The sequence below is a fragment of the Deltaproteobacteria bacterium genome, from assembly GCA_020848745.1.
GTDB lineage: Bacteria > Desulfobacterota > Binatia > UTPRO1 > UTPRO1 > UTPRO1.
On the sequence record JADLHM010000059.1, the window covers coordinates 83,289 to 109,896 of the forward strand.

Below are 26,608 nucleotides of genomic sequence, written 5' to 3' on the forward strand. Positions count from 1 at the left end.
ACGTCACCGCCTCCCCACCTCCACGCTCCTCACCCTCCACACGCGGCCTCCACCCCCGCGGAGACCTCGCGGCGGACAGCAAGCCCGGTGCCACCGGCCGGAGTCCCCTCGGGGCGCGCTCCGCCCTGCGCAGCGCGGGTCCGCCCCCGCGGCGGGACGGAACGACGTGGCGGAAAAATGTGCCGGAGGCGGGATCGCCGTCAGGTTCTTGACCCGCGACCGGACACCGGGTCGCCGCGCGCGCGGTCGGCGCGGCGCCGAGCGCGCGCCGCCATGGCACGCCCGTTGCAGACCATCCTCGCGGACACGAGCGTCGACCGCGGCGCTGGCGAGGGAGGGGTGCATGCTGGAGGGGGCGATCCGCTGGATTCGACGGCACGTGCTCGCGAGCGGCGGGATCGCCGTCTCGTCGCAGCAACGGGTCGCGTACCCCGAGGTGACCGGCTACTACGTGCCGACGCTGCTCGCGCTCGGCGAGCGCGACCTCGCGCGCGCCTTCTCCGACTGGCTCGTCGCGGTCCAGCGCGGCGACGGGTCCTTCGGCGGCCCGGGCATGGACGAGAGCTTCGCGTTCGACACGGGCCAGGTGGTGCGCGGCTGGGTCGCGATGCTGCCGACCCACCCCGCGCTCGAACGGCCGCTCCGCCGCGCCTGCGACTGGCTCGTCGCCTCGGGGGACGCCGCGACCGGGCGGCTCGCGGCGCCGGCGCCGGGCGCCGCGTGGAGCCTCGGACCGCGCGGCGAGGTGTCGGAAGCCATCCATCTCTACGCGCTGGCTCCGCTCGCCGCGGCCGGCGACCTCCTCGGCGAGGCGCGGTATCGCCGCTTCGCGGAGCGCGGCCGCGACTGGCACCTCCGCCACCTCGAGTGCACCCGCTTCGAGGCGCCGCACCACCTCACGCACTTCTACGCCTACGTGCAGGAGGCGCTCGTCGAGCTCGGCTGTCACGACGAGGCCCGGCGCGGCATGGCCGACGTCGCGCGCTGGCAGCAGGAGAACGGCGCGATCCCGGCCTACAGCGACGTGCCGTGGGTGTGCGCGACCGGCATCGCGCAGCTCGCGCAGGTGTGGTTCCGGCTCGGCGAGCCCGCGCGCGCGGAACGCGCCCTCGCCTTCCTCGCGGCCCTGCAGAACCCCGGCGGCGGCTTCTTCGGCTCCTACGGAGTCGGCGCCGCCTACTTCCCCGACCAGGAGCCCTCGTGGGGCGTGAAGTACGCGATCGAGGCGGAGCAATGCCGGATCGCGAGCCACTTCGACGCGACCGTCGGGGAGTATCGTCCCGACATCGCCGAGCACGACGGCCGGGTCCGCGCGGTGCTGGCCGCGTTCGGCGACCTCGGCGCCAAGCGCGTGCTCGACGCTGGCGCCGGCAAGGGACGTTACGCGGCGCTCGTGAAGCGCACGCACCCGAGCGCCGAGGTCACCGCGCTCGACGTCTCGGCCGAGATGCTGCGCCACGTGCCGCCCGGCATCGCGACCGTCCAGCACAGCCTCCTCGACATGCCCTTTCCCGACGGCCGCTTCGACGCCGTGCTCTGCGTCGAGGCGCTGGAGCACGCGGTCCGCATCCCGGAGGCCGTCCGCGAGCTCGTCCGGGTGCTCGCGCCCGGCGGCACGCTCGTCGTCATCGACAAGAACAAAGCGAAGCTCGGCGCCCTCGCGATGCCGAGCTGGGAGCGCTGGTTCGACGCCGGAGAGCTGACGACGCTCCTCAGCTCGCTCGGCCTCGACGTCGAAGCCGCGTCCGTCGGCTACGACGGCCGCGCCGCCGACGGTCTCTTTCTCTGCTGGACGGCGCGGAAGCCCCGCACCGTCCACAGCTCCACGCCCTGCGACGTCGCGGTCGGGGCCGCGCTCTAGAGAGGAGCCGCGTCCATGGAATTCAATCCCGCTGCCCTCGAGCAGAAGCGTTCGCACCTCGACGCCATCCACGCCGACCCGGCGCGCCTCGCGCGCGTCCTGCGCGCCCTCCTCTCCGACGCACCCTACGAGCTCGCGCCGCTGCCGCGCCCGTGGGAGCCCGGCGGCGGCGCCTCGCTCTTTCGGGTGACGGCCGCGGCCGCGACCTACTTCCTCAAGGTGAAGCACCTCGCCGTCACCATCGAGAGCAAGCTCGAGTGCGAGGCCGAGTTCTCACCGGAGCCCTCGCTGCGGAACGAGCAGCGCCTCCTCCAGCGCTTTGCCGGCGCTCCCTTCGTGCCCGTGGTGCACGGCTATGCCGAGGACGGCGACCACGCGTTCCTCCTGCTCGAGTGGCTGACGCCCTTCGAGACCGTCGCGCCGACGCTCGGCGCCGCCGCGCTCGCCGAGGCCTTCCGCGCCGTGACGGCGGCGGTGCGGGCGCTCTACACGGCCGGGATCGTCCACACCGACCTGCACGAGAAGAACCTGATGTTCCGCGGCGCGACGCCCGTGCTCGTCGACTTCGAGGAGGCGCGCGAGCTCGCGCAGCCCGTGTCCTTCGAGCGCTCGCTCGACGTCGTCGGTCGCACCGACCAGGGCGACGTCGGCGCCATGCCCGCCGCGCCCGGGCGGATCGGCGGGCTCACCTGCCTCGACCGGCTGCACGCGATCTTCGCGGAGCTCGTGCAGCCGAAGCTCGAGGCCCTGATCGCGTCGTGCAACTTCGACTCCTCCTGCCCCTTCCTCGCGACGCTCGACCACGGCCGCGACGAGCGCGTCTACCAGACGATCCAGGTGCCGGGCCTCACCATCGCGGGCCAGCGTCCCGCCGACGACCCGCGCGTGCCGATGATCGCGGCGGTCGGCGCGCGGCTCTTCGACCGCCCGTACACCCACCTCGACATTGGTGCCAACATCGGAATGTTCAACATCGCGATGGCGCGCCGCCCGGAGGTGGCGCGGTCGATCGGGGTCGAGGCTCACGACACGTACGTCGAGCTCGCGCGGGTGCTCGCGTTCCTCTCCAAGGTGGAGAACGCCGAGTTCCACTGCGCCGTCGGCGGCGAGGACTCGCTGGTCGAGCGCCTCGCCGGCCGGCGGGTCGATCTGGTCACGATCTACTCGGTCTACCACCACATCCGGAACAAGGAGCGCTTCCTCGCCGACCTCGCCGCGCTCGGACCGTCGTACGTGATGCTCGAGATGGCGAGCCAGCCCGAGTGCTACGAGGGCCGCACGTGGGAATCGGAGGTCGAACGCATCGCGCGCGCCCTCTTGATGCCCTACGGCGAGGTGCTCGGACAGAGCGACGACTACGCGCGCCCGATCGTCGTGCTGTCGCGCCTGCCGCTGCCGGCGAAGCTCCTCGCGGCGGCGCCGGCCGCGGCGCCGGCGCGGGTCGCCCCGCCCGCGCCCGGATCATCGTCGCCGACGCCCACCGTCACCGCGGCGGCGCCGAGCGGCGTCTCCGCGCCGAGCCGTACCGGCGCCGCACCCGGGGCGCAGCACGGCACCCCGACCCGCGTTTCCGGTACGCCGCGGGTCTCGATCGTGCTGCCGGTCTACAACCACCTCCGCTTCCTCCCCGAGGCGATCCAGAGCGTCCTCGCCCAGACCTACACGGACTTCGAGCTCGTGATCGTGAACGACGGCTCGACCGACGGCACGCGGGAATACCTCGACACCCTCGCGGATCCCCGTCTCGTGGTCGTCCACCAGGAGAACCGCCGCCTGCCCGGCGCGCTCAACACCGGCTTCGCGCGCGCGCGCGGCGAGCTCCTCACCTGGACCTCGGCCGACAACCACTGCGCGCCGCTCTTCCTGGAGGCGCTGGTCGGCGCGCTCGACCGCTTCCCCGAAGCGGGCTTCGCCTACGCGGCCTTCGCGTGGATCGACGACGAGAGCCGCATCACCGGCGTCCACCGCGACCAGGAGGTCACGGTGCGCTCGCTGCTGAAGCAGAACCCCGGGATCGCCGCGTTCCTCTACCGGCGCGCCTGCCGCGACGTGGTCGGCGACTACGACCCGGCGCTCGACGGCGCCGAGGACTGGGACATGTGGCTCCGCATCGTCGAACGCTTCCCCGCGGTCTACGTGCCCGAGATCCTCTACTACTACCGGCTGCACGGCGACAGCATGACGGTGAAGCAGCGCGAGAAGGTCGCCGCCGCGAGCCGCCAGGTGATACGAAACGCGATCGAGCGGCGCGGCCGGCTCGACATCGAGGAGCTCTTCCCGACGCTCGCGGCCTGCCGCGACCGCGGCGAGGCCGAGCTCTACGCGTGCGCCGAGTTCGGCACGTCGCTCCTCCAGTCGCCGTGGGCGCCGCCCGAGCTCGCCGCCGCCTTCCTCGGCGCCGCCTGCTCGGTCCGTCCCGAGCCCGTCGCGGTCGCGAACTACGCGATCGCCTGCGCGCGCCTCGGACGCTTCGCCGAGGCGCGGCATTGCCTCGAGCAGCTTCGCGGCGTCGCCCACACCGACGTTCGGCGGCTCGTCGTCGGCCTCGAGGCCGCGGCGAGCGCCGAGCGCACCGACCTCGCGCTGGCGCTCGCGCCCTTCGGGATCGACAAGACAGGCATCGAGCTCTTCGAACGGGAGCGCGCCGAGCGGCGCGTCTACGCGCCGACCGATCCGGAGCGCGCCGGCGCCGTCGCACCGTCCGCGCCCGCGACGCCGCTTCCGGCATCCGCCACGCCGCCGCCGGCCGCAACCGCGCGGCCGGCATCCGCCGCGCCGCCGCCGGCCGCAAGCGCGCGGCCGGCGCCCGCCGCGAACGGCGGCCGCCGTCCGACCGTCTCCGTGATCGTGCCGACCCACGACCGCCCGGACATGCTCCGTACCGCGCTCCGGAGCATCCTCGCCCAGACCTATCGCGACTTCGAGATCGTGGTCGTGAACGACTGCGGCATCGACGTGCAGCACGTGATCGAAGGGCTCGATCATCAGGGTCGCGTCAGCTACGTCCGCCACGCCGTGAACCGCGGCCTCGCCGCGGCGCGCAACAGCGGGCTCGGCGTCGCCCGCGGTCGCTTCGTCGCCTACCTCGACGACGACGACGTCTTCTATCCCGAGCACCTCGCAACGCTGGTTCCACTGCTGGAGCAGCGGCCCGAGCACCTCTTCTACAGCGACGCGTTGCGGCTGGTGCAGGTGAGGGACGAGACCGGCTACCGGATCGTCGCGCGCGACCGGCCGTACTCGAACGACTTCGATCGCGCGCGGCTTCTCGTGAGCAACCAGTTTCCCGTGCTCTGCGCGATGCACGCCCGCAGCTCCTGGGAAGCCGTCGGCGGCTTCGACGAGTCGCTGACGTCGCACGAAGATTGGGACTTCTGGCTCCGGCTCTCGGCCCGCTTCCCGTTCCAGCACGTCGCCAGCATCACGGCCGACTTCACGCACCGCCGCGACGGCTCGTCGATGACGAGCGGCATGCGCCCCGACTTCCTGCGGACCGCCGAGCTCATCTACGACCGGACGGCCGCCGACGCGGCCGGCCGCGCCGACGTCGCGCAGGCACGCGCCCGCTTCCTCGCCGAGCTCCGGGCGCAGGTCGGCGCGGCGGGCGACGCGCGTCCGACGACGGCCGGCGGCGCGACCGCCGACGCCGCCCCCGGAGCCTTCGACTGCTCGATCGTCCTGCCGGTCTTCAATCGCGCCGAGCTGACCGAGCAATGCCTCGTCGAGCTCGCCGCCGTGACGAACGGCGTCACCTTCGAGGTGATCATCGTCGACAACGCGTCGAGCGACCGGACGCCCGAGCTCTGCGCCGCGCTCGGCGGCGACGTGCAGATCATCCGCAACGCCGAGAACCTCGGCTTCGCCGCCGCGTGCAACCAGGGCGCAGGGGCGGCGCGCGGGCGCTACGTCGTCTTCCTCAACAACGACACGATCCCCCTCGACGGCTGGCTCCCGGCGCTCGTCCGCGAGCTCGACGCCGACCCGGCGGTACAGGTCGTGGGCAGCAAGCTGCTCTTCGCCGACGGCACCGTGCAGCACGCGGGCGTCGTCTTCGGGCGCGAGCTGCCGCTGCCCTACCACGCGTTCTACCACGCGCCCGGGACGCTTCCGGCCGTGAACAAACGGCGCGAGATGCAGTGCGTGACCGGGGCCTGCATGGCCGTCCGCCGCGACGCGTTCCTGGCGCTCGGCGGCTTCGACGAGAACTACCGCAACGGCTTCGAGGACGTCGACTTCTGCCTGCGCGTGCGGGCGCAGGGCGGTCGCGTCGTCTACCAGCCCGCGAGCGCGCTCTACCACCTCGAGAGCCAGACCCCGGGCCGCAAGGCCCACGACGAGGCGAACGGCAAGCGGTTCCTGGAGCGCTGGGCTTCCGAGTGGCACCACATCGGCGACGAGGACACGGTGCTCGTCCCGGAGGGTTGGTGCGTCCGCGACGTCGGCCGCGACGACACCAAGGCGCTCACCACGATCACCGACCTCGATGATCGCCGGCGCTGGGACGCGGTCGCGCGCCTACAGCAGGCGCTGCGCACCGACGATGCCGCGACGCTCCACGAGATGCTGACCGGCCGGCACGATTGGCCGGCCGACGCGGCGGTCCTCCGCTGGGTGGAGCGGCTGAAGCGGCTCCTCGGCATCGCCGACGCCGCGACGGCCGCGCACGGCTGAAGCCCGGGAAGGATCCCCGGGATCGCGATCACGGCCGGCAGCCGTCCGGCCGCCGCTCCGGTCGCGCCGCGCCTACACCCGCTTCGACGTGAGCTGCGGCGCGAGCGGGTTCAGCGGCGTGTAGCCCGACGCACGCGAACGCGCGATGCGCGTCCGGACGAGACGCGCGGCGGTGGTGTCGCGAGCGCCGACGGCCGCGCGCTCGAGCTGCTTCTGCCGGCGCGCGAGCGCCTCGATCATGCGGTCGAGCTCCTGCCAGAGCTCGGCGAGATCGGCCGGCGGCATCGGCGTCTCGGCGCGCATCGCCGCGATCGTCACGAGTAGCGGCTGCAGCTCGCGCTCGAGAGCGGCGACGTGCGACGCGACCTCGTCGAAGCCTTCCCACTTCCCGCTCCCGAGCTTGCGCTCGATCGCGTCGTAGGCGGCCGCGACCTCGTTCCAGAGCGCGACGGCGCGCTCCGTGGCGGCGAGCGCGTCGATCGGGTCAGGCGACATCGAACTCGGGCGTCCCGTTCCGCAGGACCTCGCGGTAGGCGCCGCCGATGATCCCGAACACGCGGCGGACCTGGAGCACGTGGCGGGCGCTCTTGCCGAGGTTCGCCTCCATCAGGTGATCGAGCATGAAGCGATAGAGCCGGTCGAGGTTGCGGGCGATCTCGCCGCCGCGCTTGTGGTCGAGGGTGGCCAGGAGCTCGGCGATGACGGCCTGGGCGCGGCTGAGCGCCTGCGCGAAGCCCGGGACGTCGCCGCCCTGGAGCCGCTGCTCGGCCTGCGCGAGGAAACGGTCGCCGCCGTCGAACATCATGAGGAGGAGCCGGCCCCGGTCGACGGTCTGGAACTGGGCCTGCTGGTACTGGCGGGCGGAGGTCTGCGCCGAGATCATGACTGGCTCCCGAGGGCGCCCGCGAGGAAGCTGCCCTGCGATTTGAGGCTCTGCACCAGGAGTTCGAGGCTGGTGAACTGAGCACGGAGGTTTTCCTCGAAGGCGTCGAGGTTGCGTTGGCCGGCGGCGATCCGCTCCTCCAGGGAGCGGATCTCGTCGGCGACGGCGGTGTTGTGGACGTCGATCAGGCCGCCGGACTGGCTGACCGCGGTCAGATACTCGGAGAGACGGTCCGCGACGCCGCTGCCGCCGTTCGCGCCCGCGAAGAGCTTGGCGACGTCCGACCCGCGCGACTGGAGCTGCGTCCGGAACGCCGCCTGGTCGAACGTGAGGGTGCCGTCGCGCGCGGTGGTGACGCCGACCTGCGCGAGGACCGTGTAGGCGTCGGCCCCGTCGTCACCCGTGGTGGTCGGGCCCGAGACGATGTCGCGGAGCGACTGCAGGATGCCACGCACCGTCGAGTCGAGAGCGAGCGGTCCGATACTGACCGTACGGTCGTCGCTGCTGGTGTCCTGCTCGATCGTGCTCTCGCCGGCCACGAACGTCACGATGTCGTTGAAGGCCTTCACGGCGGCGTCCACCTGGACGGCGATCGCGTCGTCGTCGCCGCTCACGCTGATCGACACCGGTCCGCCGGTGGCCCGGAGGTCGATCGCGACGCCGGGAATCACGTCGTCGAAGCTGTTGCCGGAGCGCGTCAGCGGGTCGGCGAAGCCGCTCACCGTGAATTGCGCGTCGCGCGCGCTCTGCGTGACGGCGACGCCGAGCGTCGTGTCGTCCGTCACGATGCTCACGGCCGACTCGGTGCCGGTCGCGTCGCTGCCGAGGCGCAGCCGATAGTCCGGGCTCGCCGTCGTCCCGACGTTGACGACCGAGGCGCTCGCGCCGGCATCGAGGGCGTCGATCGCGGCGGCGAGGTCGGAGAGCGTCGTCGTGGCGTCGACCGCGATCGTCTGCACGGTGCCGGTCGGCCCCACGCGGAAGGCGAAGGTGCCGCTGCCGGTCGCGACGGTGGAGGTCGCGGCGGCCTTGCCGTTGGCCGACGTCGCGACCGCCGGGCGCGCCAGCTGGTCGACCGTGATCTCGGTCGCGCCGTTGTGCGCCCCGGAGCCGGCCGTCGCGGTGAGGACGGTCTCGTTGCTCGACGCGGCCTTACGGATGAGCACGTCGTCCGGATTCTTCAGCTTGTTCACGGCGGTCAGGAACGCCGCGACCTTCGTGTTGAACGTCTGCAGCGCGATGCGACGCGTGTTGGCGTCCGTCCGCTGCGTCTGCAGCGTGCCGACGCCGCGCTGGCGCTCGAGCGCCACGAGCTGCGTCACGATGCTGTCCGTGTCGAGGCCGGTCGCGAGGCCGCCGATCGTGATCGTGGCCATCGCTCAGACCTCCTCGTCCACCAGCGCGCCGGGCGTCTTGCGCAATTGCTTCAACGCATCGATCACCGCCTCGGGCGGGATCTCGCGCAGCAGCTCTCCTGTTTCCGGATCGATCACCTTCACCACCACCCGATTCAGCTCCTTCTCGAACCGAAACGACAGCGAGAACGGCTTGAAGTTCGACGGCGCCGGCGGCGTGGACTCGGCCGGCGGCGGTTGTGCTTCGTCCTCCGCGCGCTTCTTGGTTTCCGCGGGCTTCGGGGGCTTCGGTGCGGCCTTCGCCTGCGCCGCGTCCACGGCCCGAGCTCCTTCGATTCGCGTGACCGACATCCTCGTTTCTCCCACGATGGCCGCCGGTGCTTGCGCACCGGCGGCCCTGCGCGGACCTACGTACTACCGACCTATCGGAGCAGCGACAGCGCGAGCGACGGCTGCTGATTCGCCTGCGCCAGCACCGAGACACCCGCCTGCTGGAGGATCGTGGTGCGGGTCAGATTGGCCGTTTCCTCCGCGACGTCGGCGTCGCGGATGCGCGACTCCGCGGCCGCGAAGTTCTCACGCGCGACGCGCAGGTTCGCGATCGCCGTGTTGAGCCGGCTCTCGACGGAGCCGAGCGAGCCGCGCCGGCTGGCGACCGTCGCGATCGCGGAGCCGATCGCGCCGAGCGCGGACTGCGCCGCCCCCGCGGTCGAGATGGACACGCTCGAGAGGCCGATGCCGCTCGACGAGCCGTCGACCGTGTTGAAGGAGATGCGGCTGTCGCTGGAGCCGTCCAAGCCGACCTGGAGGGACACCGTGGTGCCGGAGGAGAGCAGCGTCACGCCGTTGAACGTGGTCGTGTTCGAGATGCGGTCGATTTCCGACACGAGCGCCGTGAACTCCTCCTGCAGCGCGCTGCGCTGGGAGTCGCTGACGGTGCCCGTCGCGGACTGCGAGGAGAGCTCGGAGAGCCGGGCCAGGATCTCGCCGGTCTTGCCGAGCGCCTTCTCACCGATGCTGATGGCGCTGATGCCGTCGTTCGCGTTGCGGACGGCCTGCGAGACGATGCGGACGTCGGCGCGCAGCCGGTCGGCGATGGCGAGACCGGCGGCGTCGTCGGCCGCGCTGTTGATGCGCAGACCGGACGCGAGACGCTCGAGGGACTTGCTGAGACTGTGGCTCGAGGACTCGAGGTGTCGCTGAGCGGTCAGCGACGGGACGTTGGTGCTGATATTGAGAGCCATGGAACTCCTCCGTGGTTTGGTGGTCCCCGACGTCCGTGTCTGAGGCCTACGTTAGCGCTTCGGGAGCGACCACCGGGGGGACCCTCCCGCCCGGTTCACCGGCTCGTTCCCACTCGCGAACGTTATCGTCGGCACCCACGGGAAACTTGAGCGCCCGCGACGCTTTGCGCCCGCCCTGCGGACCCGCTTGGCGACCCGCCGCCGCAGCTCGCACGGCGCCTGACGGAGGGATCGGACACGCGCCGCGTGTCGTCGCGACGTTGCGGCGCGGGTCAGGAATCCGACACCCGTCGTCCGGCCGACCGGCGTTTCCGGCGCTTGCCGACGCGGGCGGCCTCCCGGCATGCTCGTCCTCGTGCGGTACCTGGTGGTGGGCGCGGGAGGGCACGCGCAGGAAGTGGCGTGGGCGCTCGTCGAGCACGAGCGCGGCCGTGGCGAGAGCCCGGAGCTTCTGTTCTTCGACGACGCCCTCCCGACGGGCCCCCTGCCCTCGGGCCTCGGCGCGGTCGCCGGCCCCCTCGAAGCGATCGCCGACCACGCCGATCGGCGCCGGAGCCTCCTCGTGCTCGGCGTCGGGCTCCCGAGCCTGAAGATGCGGCTCGGCGCGCGCGTCGCGTCGCTCGGCCTCGCCTGGGCGACGGTCGTCCATCCGCGCGCCGCCATCGGCCCGAACGTCGAGATCGGCCCGGGAAGCTACATCGCCGCGGGAGCGATCGTGACGGTGAACGTCCGGCTCGGCGCGTTCGTGACCGTGAACATGCACGCCCAAGTCGCGCACGACGGCATCGTCGGCGCGCATGCCACCCTCCATCCGAACGCGCACGTCGCGGGTAACGTCCGGATCGGCGCGGGCGCCGAGCTCGGCACGGGCGCGATCGTGCTGCCTGGGCTCACGGTCGGCGCCGGGGCCGTGCTCGGCGCGGGCGGGGTCGCGCTCGACGCGCTCGAGGACGGAGTCACCTACGTCGGCGTGCCGGCGCGGCCGGTGCGCCGGGCTGCGCGTCGGTCCGCCTGAGCGGAGCCGCCACGCCGACGACTCGGGGCGCGCGGCTCCTCGCGGTGCAGCCGCCGAGCGCCGAGCGCTCGCGCCAGCGGCCGCCATGGCGCGCTCCAGCGCCGATCGCAAGTCCGTGCAATCACAGCAAAGCCCCGTAGGATCCCGTCAGAAAATGGGTTGCGTGCGATCTGGCATGCCCTCTATCCTGTCAACTCATGCGGTGCTCGGCTCGGCTGCGGACGGTCCTGTGGATCGCGTCCCTCGTGTGGTCTCTCCAGGCTCGAGCCGCCGACGCCGCCGTCTGCAACCTGACCCCCGAGAACAACCCGATCCTCTTCGCCGCCTGCGGTCCGACGACCCCGGTCTGCACCATCCCCGGTGGGAGCGCACCCGCCGGCTGCGTCCTCGACTTCGGCAACCGCAAGGTCATCTTCACGGGCACCTTCGACGTGTCCCATCCGTCGCAGAAAGCGTCGACCCTGGTGGTCACCGCGGGGCAGATCGAGGTCCGCGGCGCCCTCAAGGCGCGCGCCGACAACAACAAGGGCGGCGGCACGATCGAGCTCACCGCCCTCGACAGCATCGTCGTGAGCGGCACCATCGACGTCTCCGGCAACAGCGGCGGGCTCGCCCGCTTGCGCGCCGGCGGCGCGATCGAGCTCGCGACCGGCGGGATCCTGCGCTCGAAGGGCATCGAGAGCGGCACCTCGAACGGCGCGAGCGGCGGCAGCGTCTCGATCGTCGCCGGCACGACCGTCTCCCACCGCGGGACCATCGACGTCAGCGGCGGCGTCCAGGGCGGCGGCGGCAGCCTCACGACCCAGGCCGGCACCGACACCCTCTTCACCCAGACCGTCGACGCGACCGGCGGCGTCAGCGACGGCGGCGACATCGACGTGCTCTCCGGCGACGACGTGCGCATCGAGAAGACCCTCGACGTCAGCAGCGTGAACGGCGGCGGCGGCGGCGACGTCACGGTGCGGGCGGGCGTGGACCGCCTCGGCGGCGTCAAGGTCGGCGGCACGCTCACCGTGATCGGCGACATCAAGTCGAACGGCAGCAGCGACGTCGACGGCGGTTGGGACGGGGGCGGCATCACGCTGCAGGCGTTCGGCCCGGCGATCATCTCGGGCGCGCTGCGCGCGGTCGGCGCGTCGCCCGGCGGCGGCGGCGGCGGGATCGTGGTCGACAGCAGCGACAACGTGCTGTCGCGCGTGACCGCGCTCGACGGCGACCTCACCCTCACCGGCACGATCGACGTCCACGGCGCGCAGAGCATCGTGAACGACGACAGCGGCTCCGGCGGCGACATCGACGTCTTCGTCGGCCGCGACGGCGCGATCACCGGCAGCATGGACCTCTCCGGAAGCGACGGCGGCGGCACGCTCAACGTCTACGGCGGGCGCACGGTGTCGTTCGGCGCGCTCGTGAGCGCGAAGGGCACCGCGGGCTTCGCGAGCGGCGGCTCGATCGCCATCCGTTCCGGTCTCGGCGCGCTCGGGACGCTCTCGGTGACGCGCACCCTCGACGTGACCGCCGACACCAACGCGATCGGCGGCGACGTCACGCTCGCGAGCTGCGGGCTCACCCTGGCGCCCGGCCTCACCGTGAACGCCTCCGCCTCGCTCGCGACCGCGAATCCGAGGATCACGCTTGTGTCGTCGGGCGCCATGGCGATCGGCGCGGGCGGCCTCTACCGCGCCGACCCGCCGGGACGGATCACCCTGATCCACAAGCCCGGCGTCGCGCCGGAGATCGGCGCCAACGTCACGTTCAATCCGGCGTACACCGAGGTCACGAACAACGAGGCGCCCTTCCCCGCCTGCGCCGTCTGCGGCGACGGCGTTCGACAGACGGGCGAGGTCTGCGACAACGGCGCGGCCGCCGACGGCGCGTGCTGCAACGCCGACTGCAGCGCCTTCGCGTGCCTCACGGTGACGCCGACCCCGACGCTGACGCCGACCTCGACCATCCCCACCAAGACCGCGACGCCGACGCGCACGCGCACGCCGACCCCGACCCGCACGCCGACGGCGACGCCGACGATCGTCCCGACCCCCGCTCCCACCAGTACCGCGCTCCCGCTGATCGAGCCCCGCGCCGTCCTCGAATGCGAGCGGACGCTCGGCAAGTCGAACGCGGCGGTCGTGCTCGACGGCCTCAAGACCTTCGAGGCCTGCGCGCTCGACGCCTTCAAGTGCCTGCACACGAAGATCGCGGGCGCGCCCCGCAGCGCGTGTCTCGCCGGAGCCGGCAAGCGCTGCAACGCGAAGCTCGCCAAGCTCGCCGCCAAGCACGTCCGGTTCCGCTCGCAGTTCCTCACGACCTGCGGCGGCGACCCGCCGAGCGTGCCGATCGAGATCATGCGCAGCACCGACGTCCTCGGCTTCGCACTCCTCCAGCCGCAGTGCTTCGGCCTCGAGCTGACCTCGCCGGAGGCCATCCTCGGCTGCCTGCAGATCGTGAGCCCGTGCGAGGCGCAGCACGCCCTCGGTATCGGCGCGCCGCGCATCGGCGATCTCCTCGGGCTCCTCGGCGTCGACGTCGGCGGCGAAGCCGTCTGCCTGCCGGCGCCCCTCGGCTCGAACGACGGCCTCGCGGGGCTGCCGGTGGCGTCGCAGGCCCTGCGCTGTCAGCGCGCGGTCGTGACCGGCGGACGAAAGCTCCTGTCGCGGCAGCTCTCGATCGCACGCACCTGCGTCGACTCGCTGCTGAAGTGTCGCCTCGGCGGCAAGCCGCGCGAGGCCTGCCAGAAGATCGGCGACGCCTGCGCGCGCAAGCTCGCCACCCTCGACGGCCCGTCGACCGGGGCGCGTGCCAAGATGCTGGCGGCGATCCACGGCGCCTGCGGCGCCCTTCCGCCCGACGTGCTCCGCGCGCCGGGCGGCATCGGCTACGCCGCGATCGACGAGCGCTGCGCCGACCTCGGCTCCGCGCCCGCCGACGACCCGGCGGCGATGGCCGCGTGCGTGGCGCGCGCGTACGGCTGCGCCGGCTCGGCGATCGTCCGTCAGAGCCTGCCGCTGGTCGACCGCGAGCTGGCCCGCGTCGGCGTGGCGCTCGGCGACGACGCGTTCTGCGCCCTCCCGACGCCGACCCCGACCGCGACCGCCACCCCGACGCTGACCGCGACGCCCACCGTCACGCCGACCCCGGCGCCGACGGCGACGCCGCTCGCGACCGCGACCGAAACGACCGACCCGGGCGCCACGCCGACCCCGACGCCCACCGCGACCAGCGGGACGCCGGTGCCGAGCGAGACGCCGACCGGCCCCGGCACGCCGACCGGCGTGCCGACCCCCGCCTGTCCGAACGCCGTCGTCGACCTCGGCGAACAGTGCGACCTCGGCGACGACGTCCCGGGCGACGGCTGCGGCCCCGACTGCCGCTTCGAGACCCTCATCCCGGGCGGCGGCACGCAGGTGACCGACTGCATCGCCGAGTGGGCCGTCATCAATCCCTTCAACACGCCCTTCCTCGGTACCGACGGGCTGCCGAGCTTCAAGCAACGCTGCGTCGACGGCGACCCGAGCTGCGACTTCGACCTGGCGTTCGACGACGCCTGCCATTTCCGTGTCGCGTTCTGCATGCAGAACGTCGACCCGCACCTCCAGGCGTGTACCGCGCCGCCCGGGATCACGAAGTACGTGCTGGTGAGTCCGCGCCCCGACTCGGCCGAGCAGATCGACAAGGACAACGCGAACGCCCTGCTCGGCGCCTTCGGGCGCTTGAGCGCGGTGCCGCCGTCGGGAACGAGCGGCAGCACGTTCGTGTTCGACCCGCCGCTCGTACTCGAAGCGCCCGACAACTGCACCGAGCCGGTCGACATCGTCGTCGGACGCCGGGGCCTCGCCGAGCGCAGCGAGAAGTTCCGCACCAACACGACCTCGGCGCCGCCGATCGGCGGAACGAAGGGCCTCGAGGACAGCGACACGCTCCTGCTGACCTGCCTCGACGCGCCCCTGCCGACCGCGACCCCGACGCCGACCGCGGCGCCGACCCCGACCCCGACCTCGACGCCGACGCCGTAACAGCGCCTCCCGGCGCGTGCGCGGGCACCTCGCATGCGACTTGTGGTTTGCGGCGTGACGCGCCCTCACCGTATATGCGTCGCGTGCCGTGTCTTCTCGTCCGCCGGGCGCGCCTCGCGTTCGCGCTCGCGTGTCTCGTGCCTGCGGCGACCCTCATGGAAGCAAGCGACGCCGCCGAGCTCTGCTGCAACCAGTCCAGCGCGGCGATGAACGCCAACCTGGTGTGCGCGCCGGCGGCCCACGCCTGCACCATCGGGGCACAGACCATCGACACCTCCCCGACGTGCCCGGGAGGCGAGGACGGGTGCGTCCTGAACTTCGGCGACCGTCCGGTTGCGATCGAGGGTGCCATCACGATCGGCGCCGGACGCCTCGCCATCCGCGCCCGCTCCGTCGCCGTCAACGCCAGGATCAACGCGGTCGGCGCGGCCGGCGTCGAGCTCCGGACGACCGCCACGAGCTGCGCCGAGGGCGCCGGCGATCTCGTCGTGCGCAGCACCATCGACGCGTCGTTCGCCGGCGTCGCCGGCGTCGTGCGCTTGATCTCCGCCTGCGGTCTCGCGGTCGAGTCGACCGGACAGCTGCTCGCGACCTCGGGCGGGGCATTCGGCGGCACGATCGATCTCCGCGCCGCCGCCACCCTCACGCAGGCGGGGACGATCAAGGCGCTCGGCGGAAGCGGCGACGGTGGCACGGTCTCCCTCGCGGCCGGCGGCGACCTCCGGGTCGAACGCGGCATCGACGTCCGCAGCCTCCGCGACGGCGACGGCGGAACGCTCCTTCTCCGCGCCGGCGATCGCACGCTTGCCGGCGCCGAGGGCGTCGGCGCGCTCACGGTCGTCGCGGACCTCGTCTCCGACGGCAGCACCGACAGCGACGGCTCCATCGGCAACTCCGGCGGAGACCTCGTCCTCGAAGCCTCCGGACCGGTCGTCGTCACCGCGACGAGCACGATCCGCGCGAACGGCGCGAGCCCGGACGGCGCCGGAGGCACGCTCACGATCGGGACCGAGGCGCCGCCGGCGGGCGTCCTCACCGCGCTCGACGGCGACGTATCCCTCCTCGGCCCGATCACGCTGCGCGGCGCCGCCACCGGCGACGGTGGCGAGGTCGTCGGCACGATCGGCAGGAGCCTCGCGCTCCAGGGCACGATCGACGTGAGCTCCGGCGGCGACGACGCGTTCGGGGGCGCCGTCGAGCTCGCGACGGGCGCCGACCTCCGCGTCGACGCCGCGATCGCCGCGAACGGCCGCGTGGCGAGCGCAAGCGGCGGCTCGGTCGATCTGAAGGCGGGCTTCGCCGCGCGCACGGCGACGCTGACGCTCGCGAAGAGCGTCGACGTCAGCGGCGGCAGCGGTTCGGACGGCGGCGACGCGCGGCTCGCCGCCTGCCGCCTCGACGTGCGCCCCGGCATCACCGTCGACGCCCGCGGCTCGAACGCCGACCTCGCCGATCCGACGATCGTGCTGGCGGCAGCGGAGGCGTTGACGATCGGCGCCAACGCCCGGTTCCTCGCGCAGCCCGCGAGCGGCACGCTGCTGGTGCGCGCCCCCATGACCGCCTCGTCGATCGCGAGCGGCGTGCAGTTCGACCCGAAGCTCTCGATGGCCGTCGCGACGCCGGCGCGCTCCCCCTTGCCGCCGTGCCCCCTGTGCGGCGACGGCATCCGCCAGCCCGGCGAGCCCTGCGATCCCGGCGCGGGTGCCGATGGGTCGTGCTGCCGGAGCGACTGCCTCGGCTTCTCGTGCGCGACCCGCACGCCGTCGCCGACGCCGACCACGCAGCCGACCGGTCCGACCGCGACGCCGACCCGCACCCCGACGCGCACGCCAACCCCGAGCCCGACGCCGACCGCGACCGTGACGCCGCCGCCCCCGGTGGTCGCGCCGCGCGCGCTGCTCACCTGCGAGCGCGCCCTCGCCAAGAGCTCGAGCCGGCTCGTCGCGGGCCGGCTCGCGTTCCTCGAGACCTGCGCGCTCGACGCGCTCACCTGCCTCGCGGCCGGCGAAGGCGAGGGCTCCGCGTGCATGGTGCGGGCGGCGCGCCGCTGCCGGAGCCGGTTCGCGAAGCTCGTCCGCGCACGCGAGAGGTTCGCCGCGAGCTTCGGAAAGGCCTGCGCCGGCGATCCGCCCGCGCTCCCCTTCGAAGCGCTGCGCTCACCGGGCTTCCTCGGCTTCGCGACGCTCGACGACACGTGCGCGGCCGAGGTCGGGCTCGGGCTCACGTCCGCGAGCGCCGTCCGCACGTGCGTCGAGCACGGAACCTGCGCCGCCGAGCGCGCTCTCGCGATCGCCTTGCCGAACGTCGGTACGCTCCTGCCGGCCGTGTTCGACGCCGCGCGCGCCGGGCTCTGCGTTCCGCTCGTCGAGGCGCCGACCTTGCCGCTGCCGTCGCGGCTCGCGGTGCGCTGCGAGCGCGTCATCGCGAGCGCCGGACGGAAGCTCCTCGCGAAACAGCTCACCGTGGCCCGCCGCTGCGTCGACACGCTCCTCGCCTGCCGGCTGACGGGACAGAGCCTGACCGCCTGCCGGGCGGAGGGCGGACGCTGCGCCGCGAAGCTCGCGGCGCTCGCCGACCCGGCCGGCGGCGTGCTCGCGCGCCTCACGGCGAGCGTCGTTCGCGGCTGCGCGGGCGTCCCCGCCGATCAGCTCGTCCTCCCGACCGGCCTCGGATTCGGATCGGTCGCCGCCGCATGTACGGCGCTCGGCGCGCCGCCGCCGACCGACGCGACGACGCTCGCGCCCTGCATCGGCGCCGCGTACGGCTGCGCCGCGGCCGTGCTCACGCGGCGCGCCCTGCCGCTCGCCGACGCGGAGCTGGCGCGCGTCGGCGTATCGCTCGGCGAGCCGTTCGCCTGCCCCGACGGCGTGCCGTCCCCGACGGCGACCCCGACGCCCACCCCCGGCGGCGCGACGGCGACGCGCACGGCCACCCCGACGCCCCTGCCGACGGCCGCGCCTGCGACCCTCCTCGTCCCGGGCGGCGGCGTCGGTGCGACCGACTGCGTGGTCGAGTGGACCGTCGCCGGCCGAGCCGTGACGCCGCCGCCGACCACGACCGTCGACTGCACGGACGGCGACCCGGCCTGCGATCTCGACGGCGCAGCCGACGACGCCTGTCACCTACGCGTCGGCTTCTGCCTGATCGGCTCCGATCCCAATCTCCCCGACTGTCCCGCCGCGGCCACACTCGCGTCGTTCACGCTGCAGAGCCCGCAGCCCACCTCCTCGAACCCGATCGACGCCGCCAACGCCGCGGCCCTCGTCGGAGCGATCGCGGACCTCACGGGCACCGCTCCCGGCGGCGCGAGCGGCAACGCGTTCACGTTCGCTCCGCCCCTCGCGCTGCCGCCATCCGCCAACTGCACGATGCCGGTCGAGGTCGTCGTCGAGCGCCGCGGGCTCGCCCGCCGCACGGAGCGCTTGCGGGCCCGCGGCATCGCGGACGCCGGTGCCAACGACAGCGACACGGTCTATCTCGGCTGCACCGCCCCGAGCTGACGCCGGCCGGCGACCGCGCGCCCGACCCCGGACGCGTCGCCGCCGCGTGTCGGATCTTCCCGGGCACGATAGAGTGCGCCGATGCGCCCCGAGGATCGCGTTCGCGCCGAAGCCGCCGCGCTCGGCTTCGCGGCCTGCGGCTTCGCCGCCGCCGTACCGATCGATCGCGGCGCTTTCCTCGATGGCTGGCTCGCGGCCGGCTTCGGCGCCGACATGCACTTCCTCGGACGCCATCCGGAGCGCCGGCTCACGGTGGCCGGCATCCTACCGCGCGCCCGCACCGTCATCACGCTCGCGTACCCGTACGCGCCGCCTCCGCCGCCTCCGCTCGACTGGCGCCGCACACTGCGCGGCCGCGTGGCCGCCTACGCACGCGGCACCGACTACCACGCCGCGGTCGAGGAGCGCCTGGTCGCGCTCGAAGGCACGCTCGCGCGCCTGTTCCCGGAGGCCGCCACGCGGCGCTACGTCGACACGGGGGCGGTGCTCGAACGCGAATGGGGCGTCCGCGGCGGCCTCGGTTGGTTCGGCAAGAACACCATGCTCCTCGCGACGCGGGCGGGCTCGTGGTTCTTTCTCGCCGAACTCGTGACCGAGGCGGCGCTCGGGCCGGACGCGCCGACCGGCGAGCATTGCGGCCGCTGTACGCGCTGCCTCGACGCCTGCCCGACGTCGGCGCTCGCCGGCGGGCTCGTCATGGACGCGCGGCGCTGCATCGCCTATCTCACCATCGAGCACCGCGGCGCCATCCCGCCGCACCTCCGCCCCGCGCTCGGTCCGTGGGTCTTCGGCTGCGACGTCTGCCAGGAAGTCTGTCCGTGGAACGCGCCGGCCCCGGCGACGCGCGCGCCCGACGCCGACGGACTGTTCCCGTTCCTCCCCGACCTCTTGCGGCTCGACCCGAGCGCGTTCCGGCGCCGCTTCACCGACACGTCGCTCGCCCGTACGCGCCGGCGCGGGCTGCTCCGCAACGCCGCCGTCGTGCTCGGCAACACCGGCAATCCGGCGGCCGTTCCGGCGCTGCGCTTCGCGCTCGGCGACCGCGAAGCGCTCGTGCGGCGGCACGCCGCCTGGGCGCTCGGGGCGATCGGGGGCGCGGAAGCGATCGACGCGCTCGCCGCGCGCGCCGCGACCGAGCCGGACCCGGCGGTGCGCTCGGAGATCGACGAAGCCCGGCGCGATGACGCGGGCGCGGCCGTATCCTTCTCTAGACCAGCGGACGTCCCGCCGCCGCCTTGATCGCGAGCGCCGCGAGCAGGCGGGTCCGGACCTGGTCCGCGGCGTGCGCGAGCGCTTCGGGTCCCTTGCCCGCGATGCGGGTACGGCCGCCGGCGATCATGTCGTGACCGCCCGCCCAGCGGCTTCCGAGCACCTGCTGGAGGACGTCACCCGCACTCACCTCGCGCTCGGTCGTGCGCAGCGACACGTGCAGGTGGTCCTTGTAGCGCCCGATCGCGCAGGCCCACTCGACCTCGTCGAGCCGCAGCAGGAAGTCGGCGACCTCCGCGACCATGTCCGGGTACTGCACCTCGGGGAGCACCGACACGACGACGCTGTCGTAGATCTGCGCGCGCTCGATGGCCTCGTGGAAGGCGGCGAAGTACTCGCGCGGCACGCGCGCGTTCTCGATCTTCCCGAGCCGCCGCTTGTTCGCGTACGGATAGAGGAACTGCGCGGCGGCGATGTCGGCCGGCGTCGACTCGCGACCGAGGTCCTGCGTCTCGGCCATGATGCCGTAGAAGAGCGCCGTCGCGATCTTGCTCTCGATCTCGAGCCGCGACTCGCGCACGTACTCGGTCAGGATGGTGGAGGTGGCGCCGTAGTTCTCGCGCAGATCGAGGAACGGCACGCCCTCGTAGCGGTCGTACGCGGGATGGTGGTCGATCACGACGGTCGGAATCTTCCCGACCGGCAGCGAGTTGTTGGTGCGACCCGGCTGCGTGTCGACCAACGCGACGTGGACGTCCCCCGCGAAGGACAGCGCGCTCACGGGCTCGAGGTCGATGTTCAGGTACGTGAGCATCGCCCGGTTCTCGGCGCGGCCGACGATGCCGCCCTGGGCGATCACCGTCTCCGTGCCGAGCAGCTCCTGCACCAGGAACTTGAGCGCCGCGGCGCTCGCGAGCGCGTCCGGATCGGGATTGTCGTGCGGCAGGATCACCAGCGGCGCCGGACCCTCCAGAGCCTGGAGGAGACCGGCGAGCATACTTTTCGGAGGCACACCCGCCATGCGGTGTCGTACGCGACGACGGCGGGATTATAGGGGCCGCCCCCCGGGTTGTCCAAGTCGCATTCGCCCTCGCGTCTTCCGCGTGGCGGCTCGCAAGTGCCTGTGCTAGCAGCACATTGGATGTCGGCGATCGGGGATCTGCGGGCCTGCTTCGCGCGCGCGACCGCGGCCGGCGACGAGGCCGCCATCGCGCCGGGCGCGCTCGTGATCGCGCGCATCGGCCACCCCGAGCTCGCTCCCGAGCCGAGCCTCGCGGCTCTCGACGCCCTCGCCGAAGGCATCCGGCCGCGCCTCCTCGCGGGCGACCCGCCGGAACGCCGCGCCGCCGTGCTCGCCCGGTACCTCTTCGAGGAGCAGGGATTCCGCGGCAACAGGGACGACTACTACGACCCGCGGAACAGCTTCCTGAACGACGTGCTCGAGCGGCGGACCGGCATCCCCATCACGCTCGCCGTCGTGATGATCGAGGTCGGCGCGCGCGTCGGCGTCCGGCTCGAAGGCGTGGGCTTCCCCGGCCACTTCCTCGTGCGCGTGAGCGGCTGCCACGACGACCATCTCCTCGACCCCTTCTTCGGCGGCCGACCCGTCGCCTACGACGAGCTGCGCGAGCGCCTGCGCGCGTTCTACGCCGCGAGCGGCGCGCCCTCGGACGGCAATCTGCAGCGCGCTCTTCCCCAGGCACTGCGATCGGCGGGTACCTCCGGCATCCTGAGCCGAACGCTCGCGAACCTCCTGGCCATCTACCGCGAACGTGACGCGCACGATCAAGCGCTCGCCACCGTCGAGCTCCTCCTGCTGCTCTGGCCCGACGCCCCGGAGTACGTGCGCCTGCGCGGCCTCCTCTACGAGCAGCTCGAGTGCTTCGCGTCCGCGCTCGCCGACTTCCGACGCTACCTCGCGCTCGCTCCCGACGCGCCGACCGCCGCCGCGATCCGCATCCATCTGGAGCGCCTCGAGCAGGTCACCGATACGACGCTGCACTGAAGCCTCCGCCTTTGCCCGCCCCGGGCCATCTGCTAGCGTGCCGAGATCGCAAAGGGGTGTGATGGCGGATCGGGTCGTCCCTGAGGAGTTCTTTCGCGAGCGGTACGGGGTGTCGCCGCACGCGCTCGAGCGCGTGCTCGGCTCCGCGCTCGCGCGCCGCGCCGACGACGGCGACCTCTACTTCGAGTTCCGCACCGCCGAGGCCCTGAGCCTCGAAGAAGGCCAGGTCAAGAAGGCCAACAAAGACGTGCGTCAGGGCGTCGGCGTGCGCGTCGTGGCGGGCGAGAAGACGGGCTACGCCTACACCGACGACGTCACGCTCACGACGCTCACGGAGGCGGCCCGCACCGCCGGGCACATCGCGAGCGGCAGCGGCGACGCGCACGCCGTCGCGGTCCGCTCGACCCGCTCCGAGCGCGAGCTCTACACCCTCCCCGCCTCGCCGCTCGACGCGCCCCTCACCGCCAAGGTCGAGCTGCTCGAGGCCGTCGACCGAGCCGCTCGCGCCTTCGATCCGCGCATCAAGAACGTCTTCGCGTCGCTCGCGATGGAGCAGAAGCTCGTCATGATCGCGACCGCCGACGGCCGCCTCGTGAGCGACGTACAGCCGCTCGCCCGCCTGAACGTCACCTGCATCGCCGAGGGCGCCACCGGCCGCCAGCAGGGCACCTATGGCGGCGGCGGGCGACAGACATTCGGCTTCCTCGTCGAAGGCGATCGCCATCTGCGCTTCGCGCGCGAGGCCGCGCGTCAAGCGGTGCTGAACCTCGACGCCGTCGACGCGCCGGCGGGCGAGATGACGGTCGTGCTCGGCCCCGGCTGGCCCGGCATCCTCCTCCACGAGGCGATCGGGCACGGCCTCGAGGGCGACTTCAACCGCAAGGGCACCTCGGCCTTCGCGAACCTCCTCGGAGAGCGCGTCGCCTCCGAGCTCTGCACCGTCATCGACGACGGCACGATCGCGAACCGCCGCGGCTCGCTCAACGTCGACGACGAGGGAACCCCGACGCGGCGGACCGTGCTCATCGAGCGCGGCATCCTGCGCGGCTACTTGCAGGACCGGCTGAACGCGCGCCTCATGGGGGTCGCCCCGACCGGCAACGGCCGCCGTGAGAGCTTCGCGAGCGCGCCGATGCCGCGCATGACCAACACGTTCATGCTGGCGGGCGACTCCACCCCGGACGAGATCTTGCGCTCGGTCGACCGCGGCCTCTTCGCCGTGTCCTTCGGCGGCGGCCAGGTCGACATCACGAACGGCAAGTTCGTGTTCTCGGCGAGCGAGGCGTACCTCGTCGAGGGCGGCAAGATGACGCGGCCGGTGAAAGGCGCGACCCTGATCGGCAACGGCCCGGACGTGCTGACGCGTATCGGCATGGTGGGACACGACCTCCAGCTCGACGAGGGCATCGGCACCTGCGGCAAGAACGGTCAATCGGTGCCGGTCGGGGTCGGGCTGCCGACGATCCGCATCGACGGGCTCACGGTCGGCGGGACGCGCGCGTGAGCACGCGCGCCGAGGGCCCCGAGATGGAGGGCACCCTGCGTCGCGTGCTCGAGCACGCGACGCGCGCCGGCGCGGTCGGCGCCGACGCCGTGCTGGTCGAGAGCACCGCGTTCGCGGCCGGCGTCCGCCTCGGCGAGATCGAGAAACTCACGGACGCGCGCGAGCGCCGGCTCGGCCTCCGCGTCTTCGCGGGCGCGAGCGTCGCGATCGCCGCCACCGCCGACCTCTCACCGGGCGGGCTCGCGCGCTTCGCCGCGGATGCCGTCGGGCTCGCGCGCGTGACCGCGTCCGACCCGCTCGCGGGCCTCCCCGATCCGAGCGCCCTCGCGACCGACGCGCCCGACCTCGACCTCTACGATGAAACCGCGGACGCACCGAACCCCGACCACGCCCTCGCTCAGGCCCGCACCGCCGAACGCGCCGCGCTCGCGGTCGATCCGCGGCTCGCCAACTCCGAGGGCGCCGAGTTCTCGCAGGACGCCTCGACGATCGCCTACGCGTCGACGCTCGGCTTCGCGGGCAGCTACCGTCGCTCGAGCTTCCACCTCGGCGTCGAGCCCGTCGCGAGCCACGAGGGCGGCATGCAGCGTGACTTCTGGTACGCGCGCGCCCGCCATCTTGCCCGCCTCGACGACCCCGTGGCGATCGGGGAGCGCGCCGCCGCGCGTACGCTGCGCCGCCTCGGCGCCCGGCGCGTGAAGACACAGGAGGCGCCCGTGATCTTCGAGGCGCCGGTGGCGGTCTCGCTCCTCGGGCACCTGGCCGGGGCGGTGACGGGCCAGAGCCTCTACCGCGGCACCTCGTTCCTGCTGGGGCGGCTCGGCGACACGATCGCGGCCCCCTGCATGACGGTGATCGACGACGGCCGGATGCCGCGCGGCCACGGGTCGCGGCCGTTCGACGCCGAAGGCCTGCCGACCCGCCGCACCGTGGTCGTCGAGCGCGGCGTGCTGAGGAGCTACCTGCTCGACACGTACTCGGCCAAGCGTCTCGCGCTGACGTCGACGGGCAACGCGGCGCGCGCCATCGGCGACGCTCCGAGCGCCGCCCCGACGAACTTCTACCTGGAGGCCGGGCCGCATTCGTTCGAGTCGATCGTCGCCTCGGTCGAGCGCGGGCTCCTCGTCACCGAGCTCATCGGCTTCGGCGTGAACGCCGTCACCGGCGACTACTCGCGCGGCGCCGCCGGGCTCTGGATCGAGCACGGTGAGATCGTGCACCCCGTCGAGGAGATCACGATCGCCGGCAATCTCCTCGACATGTTCCGCAATGTCGAGATGGTCGGCGCCGACCTCGAGTTCCGCGGCGCCATGGCCGCCCCCACGCTGAAGATCGGTCACATGACGATCGCCGGATCCTAGAAACCCACCGCGCGCATGTCGCCCCTGCCGCCCCCCTCGTCGCCCGCGCCGCCCCCCGAGCCGCGCCGATCGAGCTTCACCGCCAGCCTCGGACTCGCGCGCGGCCAGGTGGTGGTCTACTTCTTCTTCGCCGCGTTCCTCTTCCTCCTCTGGCAGCTCTACGCGGTATTCTCGGGCTTCCTCGTCCCGATCGTCTGGGCGGCGATCCTCGCGATGTTGTTCTTCCCATTGTTCCGCATCGTGCTGGGGTGGTGCGGCGGGCGCGAGACGGTCGCGGCGCTCGCGCTGACCCTGTCGATCACCGGGGGCGTGCTCCTGCCGACGATCTCGCTCTCGAGCGTCATCACGCACGAAGCCATCGGGTTCTACCAGCGCGCGAGCCAGTACGTCGGCTCGGGGACGCTCGCCGCCGATGTCGATCGCCTCCGGCAATCGCGGCTCGGCCGCTGGATCGACCGCCTCGAAGGTTACGAGATCGACTGGAACGCGGTCGCGCGCTCGAGCGTCGACACGGTCGGCACGCTGATCGTCGCGCAGGTAACGTCGGTGGCGAAGAACGTCGCCGTGTTCCTCTTCGACTTCACGATCATGGTGTTCACGCTCTTCTTCCTCTTCCGCGACGGCGAGCGCATGTACCGCGCGCTGCGCAACATGATCCCCATGGACCCGGCCCACAAGGACGCGATCTTCAGCGTGCTCTACCAGACGCTCTCGGCGGTCACGCAGGGCATGGTCGCGACCGCGCTCGCGCAGGGCGTGCTCACCTGGGTCGCGCTATGGGCCCTCGGCCTCCCGTACACGGCGTTCCTCGGCGTCGCCGCCGGGATCCTGTCGCTCGTCCCGTTCGTCGGGGCCGCCGGAGTATGGATCCCGTGCACGATCTACCTCGCGGCGACCGGCGACTACTTCCGCGCGCTGATCCTCCTCGTGTACGGCTCCGTGGTGATCAGCATGGTCGACAACGTCCTGCGCCCGCTCCTGATCGGCGGCCAGACCCGCCTCCCCACCCTCTTCCTCTTCTTCGGGATCCTCGGCGGGGTGCAGGTCTACGGCGTGCTCGGCCTCTTCCTCGGACCGGTGCTCCTGGCGATCGCGATCGCGTTCATCCGGATCTACCAGGAGCAGTTCGCGACGGTCGAGCACGAGCGCCGCGTGGAGGCGTGACGGGGCGCGCCTCGGAGGGGACGGGGTGACGCCTCGGGGCGAGGCGTGACGCCGTCGACGACTACTTGCGCCAGGCCTCCAGGCCGGCGAGGTCGTGGATGCTGGCGCGCTGATTGAGGCGCTGGATCCAGCCCGCGACGTTCTTCCATTCCGGATCGAGCTCGACGCCGAGCGCGCCCAGGATCACCACGCGCGGCGCGAAGGCGACGTCGGCGAGCGAGAACGTTCCCGCGAGCCACTGACGTCCGGCGAGCGATCCGTCGATGACGGCGAGCATGCGCTGCACCTGCTGGCGGGCGTTCGCCAGCTTGTCGCCGTCGCGCTCGCCCTCGGGCTTGTTGAGCTCGTTCATGATGATGCCCGTGACCGGGATGAAGGCGTTGTCGGCGTAGTCCTCGAAGGTCCGCACGCGGGCGCGCGCGGAGGAGTCCGACGGCAGGAGCGGCGGGTGGGGGTACTCGTCCTCGAGGTACTCGTTGATGATCGTCGAGTCGTACACGATCATCTCGTCGTCGATCAGCACCGGCACCTTGCCGAAGGGGTTCAGCTTGAGGAACTCCGGGCGCTTCTGCTCTCCGGCTTTGAGGTCCACCGGAACGATCTCGAAGCTCAGATCCTTCTCGGCCAGGACGATCCGGGTCTTCTGGCAGAACGGGCACTCTGGAGAGTCGTACAGTTTCAACATGCAAACACCTCGCCCCAACCGTGTTCGGACCGCCCATCCGACGGCCCTCTGAATCGCGTGACCTTATGGGAAACGGCTGGCGTCCGCAATTCTGATCGCATGATTTTTTCGCCTATTTTTCGGGATTTCCGCGCGCAG

17 protein-coding genes are annotated in these 26,608 nt (G+C 72.7%); 10 read left to right on the top strand and 7 right to left on the bottom strand.

Annotated elements, in window-relative coordinates; genetic code table 11:
• The first annotated feature begins 343 nt into the window (after positions 1-343).
• Complete coding sequence (locus tag IT293_09515) at positions 344-1,861, top strand: methyltransferase domain-containing protein (protein MCC6764888.1); 1,518 nt, start codon at positions 344-346, stop codon at positions 1,859-1,861.
• A gap of 15 nt (positions 1,862-1,876) precedes the next feature.
• Positions 1,877-6,532 (top strand): glycosyltransferase, encoded by a 4,656-nt coding sequence (locus tag IT293_09520; GenBank protein MCC6764889.1) that lies wholly within the window; start codon positions 1,877-1,879, stop codon positions 6,530-6,532.
• A 72-nt stretch (positions 6,533-6,604) separates the two neighbouring features.
• On the opposite strand, the gene IT293_09525 is transcribed toward IT293_09520, so the two are convergent.
• From IT293_09525 to IT293_09545, 5 genes are all read right to left on the bottom strand, one after another.
• On the bottom strand, positions 6,605-7,027 hold the full coding sequence (locus IT293_09525) for a hypothetical protein (protein ID MCC6764890.1): 423 nt from the start codon (positions 7,025-7,027) through the stop codon (positions 6,605-6,607).
• Entirely contained in the window at positions 7,017-7,415 is a 399-nt protein-coding gene (fliS, locus tag IT293_09530; GenBank protein MCC6764891.1) for a flagellar export chaperone FliS, read from the bottom strand. The genes IT293_09525 and fliS overlap by 11 nt, the downstream gene beginning before the upstream one ends.
• Positions 7,412-8,791 (bottom strand): flagellar filament capping protein FliD, encoded by a 1,380-nt coding sequence (gene fliD, locus IT293_09535; protein ID MCC6764892.1) that lies wholly within the window; start codon positions 8,789-8,791, stop codon positions 7,412-7,414. The genes fliS and fliD overlap by 4 nt, the downstream gene beginning before the upstream one ends.
• A 3-nt stretch (positions 8,792-8,794) precedes the next feature.
• On the bottom strand, positions 8,795-9,088 hold the full coding sequence (locus tag IT293_09540) for a flagellar protein FlaG (GenBank protein MCC6764893.1): 294 nt from the start codon (positions 9,086-9,088) through the stop codon (positions 8,795-8,797).
• A gap of 104 nt (positions 9,089-9,192) precedes the next feature.
• On the bottom strand, positions 9,193-10,014 hold the full coding sequence (locus IT293_09545) for a flagellin FliC (GenBank protein MCC6764894.1): 822 nt from the start codon (positions 10,012-10,014) through the stop codon (positions 9,193-9,195).
• 343 nt (positions 10,015-10,357) lie between these two features.
• On the opposite strand from IT293_09545, the gene IT293_09550 reads away from it, so the two are divergent.
• The 4 genes from IT293_09550 to queG all read left to right on the top strand — a co-directional run bounded on the left by IT293_09550 (position 10,358) and on the right by queG (position 19,781).
• Positions 10,358-11,029 (top strand): acetyltransferase, encoded by a 672-nt coding sequence (locus tag IT293_09550; GenBank protein MCC6764895.1) that lies wholly within the window; start codon positions 10,358-10,360, stop codon positions 11,027-11,029.
• A gap of 245 nt (positions 11,030-11,274) precedes the next feature.
• Positions 11,275-15,042, top strand: a complete 3,768-nt coding sequence (locus IT293_09555; GenBank protein ID MCC6764896.1) for a hypothetical protein — start codon at positions 11,275-11,277, stop codon at positions 15,040-15,042.
• Between the two features lie 83 nt (positions 15,043-15,125).
• The gene (locus tag IT293_09560; protein MCC6764897.1) at positions 15,126-18,542 is read left to right on the top strand and encodes a hypothetical protein; all 3,417 of its coding nucleotides are present in this window, start codon (positions 15,126-15,128) and stop codon (positions 18,540-18,542) included.
• A gap of 81 nt (positions 18,543-18,623) precedes the next feature.
• Positions 18,624-19,781, top strand: a complete 1,158-nt coding sequence (gene queG, locus IT293_09565) for a tRNA epoxyqueuosine(34) reductase QueG (GenBank protein ID MCC6764898.1) — start codon at positions 18,624-18,626, stop codon at positions 19,779-19,781.
• Here queG and IT293_09570 read toward each other — a convergent pair.
• On the bottom strand, positions 19,750-20,763 hold the full coding sequence (locus IT293_09570) for a DHH family phosphoesterase (protein MCC6764899.1): 1,014 nt from the start codon (positions 20,761-20,763) through the stop codon (positions 19,750-19,752). The two genes, queG and IT293_09570, sit on opposite strands and share 32 nt — an antisense overlap.
• Before the next feature lie 129 nt (positions 20,764-20,892).
• Here IT293_09570 and IT293_09575 point away from each other — a divergent pair, with 129 nt between their 5' ends.
• From IT293_09575 to IT293_09590, 4 genes are all read left to right on the top strand, one after another.
• Positions 20,893-21,756, top strand: coding sequence for a tetratricopeptide repeat protein (locus IT293_09575; GenBank protein MCC6764900.1), 864 nt, complete (start codon positions 20,893-20,895; stop codon positions 21,754-21,756).
• 61 nt (positions 21,757-21,817) lie between these two features.
• Positions 21,818-23,260 carry a metalloprotease TldD gene (tldD, locus tag IT293_09580; protein ID MCC6764901.1) on the top strand — a complete coding sequence of 481 codons (1,443 nt, stop codon included), beginning with the start codon at positions 21,818-21,820 and terminating at the stop codon, positions 23,258-23,260.
• Positions 23,261-23,283: 23 nt separating this feature from the next.
• Positions 23,284-24,621, top strand: coding sequence for a TldD/PmbA family protein (locus IT293_09585; GenBank protein ID MCC6764902.1), 1,338 nt, complete (start codon positions 23,284-23,286; stop codon positions 24,619-24,621).
• A 15-nt stretch (positions 24,622-24,636) separates the two neighbouring features.
• Positions 24,637-25,785 (top strand): AI-2E family transporter, encoded by a 1,149-nt coding sequence (locus tag IT293_09590; protein MCC6764903.1) that lies wholly within the window; start codon positions 24,637-24,639, stop codon positions 25,783-25,785.
• 61 nt (positions 25,786-25,846) lie between these two features.
• On the opposite strand, the gene IT293_09595 is transcribed toward IT293_09590, so the two are convergent.
• Complete coding sequence (locus tag IT293_09595; GenBank protein MCC6764904.1) at positions 25,847-26,470, bottom strand: glutathione S-transferase family protein; 624 nt, start codon at positions 26,468-26,470, stop codon at positions 25,847-25,849.
• Positions 26,471-26,608 lie beyond the last annotated feature (138 nt).

Bases quoted from the DNA above. Each gene is read 5' to 3' on its own strand.
- IT293_09515 (MCC6764888.1), top strand. From the start codon at position 344: ATGCTGGAGGGGGCGATCCGCTGGATTCGACGGCACGTGCTCGCGAGC.
- IT293_09520 (MCC6764889.1), top strand. From the start codon at position 1,877: ATGGAATTCAATCCCGCTGCCCTCGAGCAGAAGCGTTCGCACCTCGAC.
- IT293_09525 (MCC6764890.1), bottom strand. From the start codon at position 7,027: ATGTCGCCTGACCCGATCGACGCGCTCGCCGCCACGGAGCGCGCCGTC.
- fliS (MCC6764891.1), bottom strand. From the start codon at position 7,415: ATGATCTCGGCGCAGACCTCCGCCCGCCAGTACCAGCAGGCCCAGTTC.
- fliD (MCC6764892.1), bottom strand. From the start codon at position 8,791: ATGGCCACGATCACGATCGGCGGCCTCGCGACCGGCCTCGACACGGAC.
- IT293_09545 (MCC6764894.1), bottom strand. From the start codon at position 10,014: ATGGCTCTCAATATCAGCACCAACGTCCCGTCGCTGACCGCTCAGCGA.
- IT293_09550 (MCC6764895.1), top strand. From the start codon at position 10,358: ATGCTCGTCCTCGTGCGGTACCTGGTGGTGGGCGCGGGAGGGCACGCG.
- queG (MCC6764898.1), top strand. From the start codon at position 18,624: ATGCGCCCCGAGGATCGCGTTCGCGCCGAAGCCGCCGCGCTCGGCTTC.
- IT293_09575 (MCC6764900.1), top strand. From the start codon at position 20,893: ATGTCGGCGATCGGGGATCTGCGGGCCTGCTTCGCGCGCGCGACCGCG.
- tldD (MCC6764901.1), top strand. From the start codon at position 21,818: ATGGCGGATCGGGTCGTCCCTGAGGAGTTCTTTCGCGAGCGGTACGGG.
- IT293_09585 (MCC6764902.1), top strand. From the start codon at position 23,284: ATGGAGGGCACCCTGCGTCGCGTGCTCGAGCACGCGACGCGCGCCGGC.
- IT293_09590 (MCC6764903.1), top strand. From the start codon at position 24,637: ATGTCGCCCCTGCCGCCCCCCTCGTCGCCCGCGCCGCCCCCCGAGCCG.
- IT293_09595 (MCC6764904.1), bottom strand. From the start codon at position 26,470: ATGTTGAAACTGTACGACTCTCCAGAGTGCCCGTTCTGCCAGAAGACC.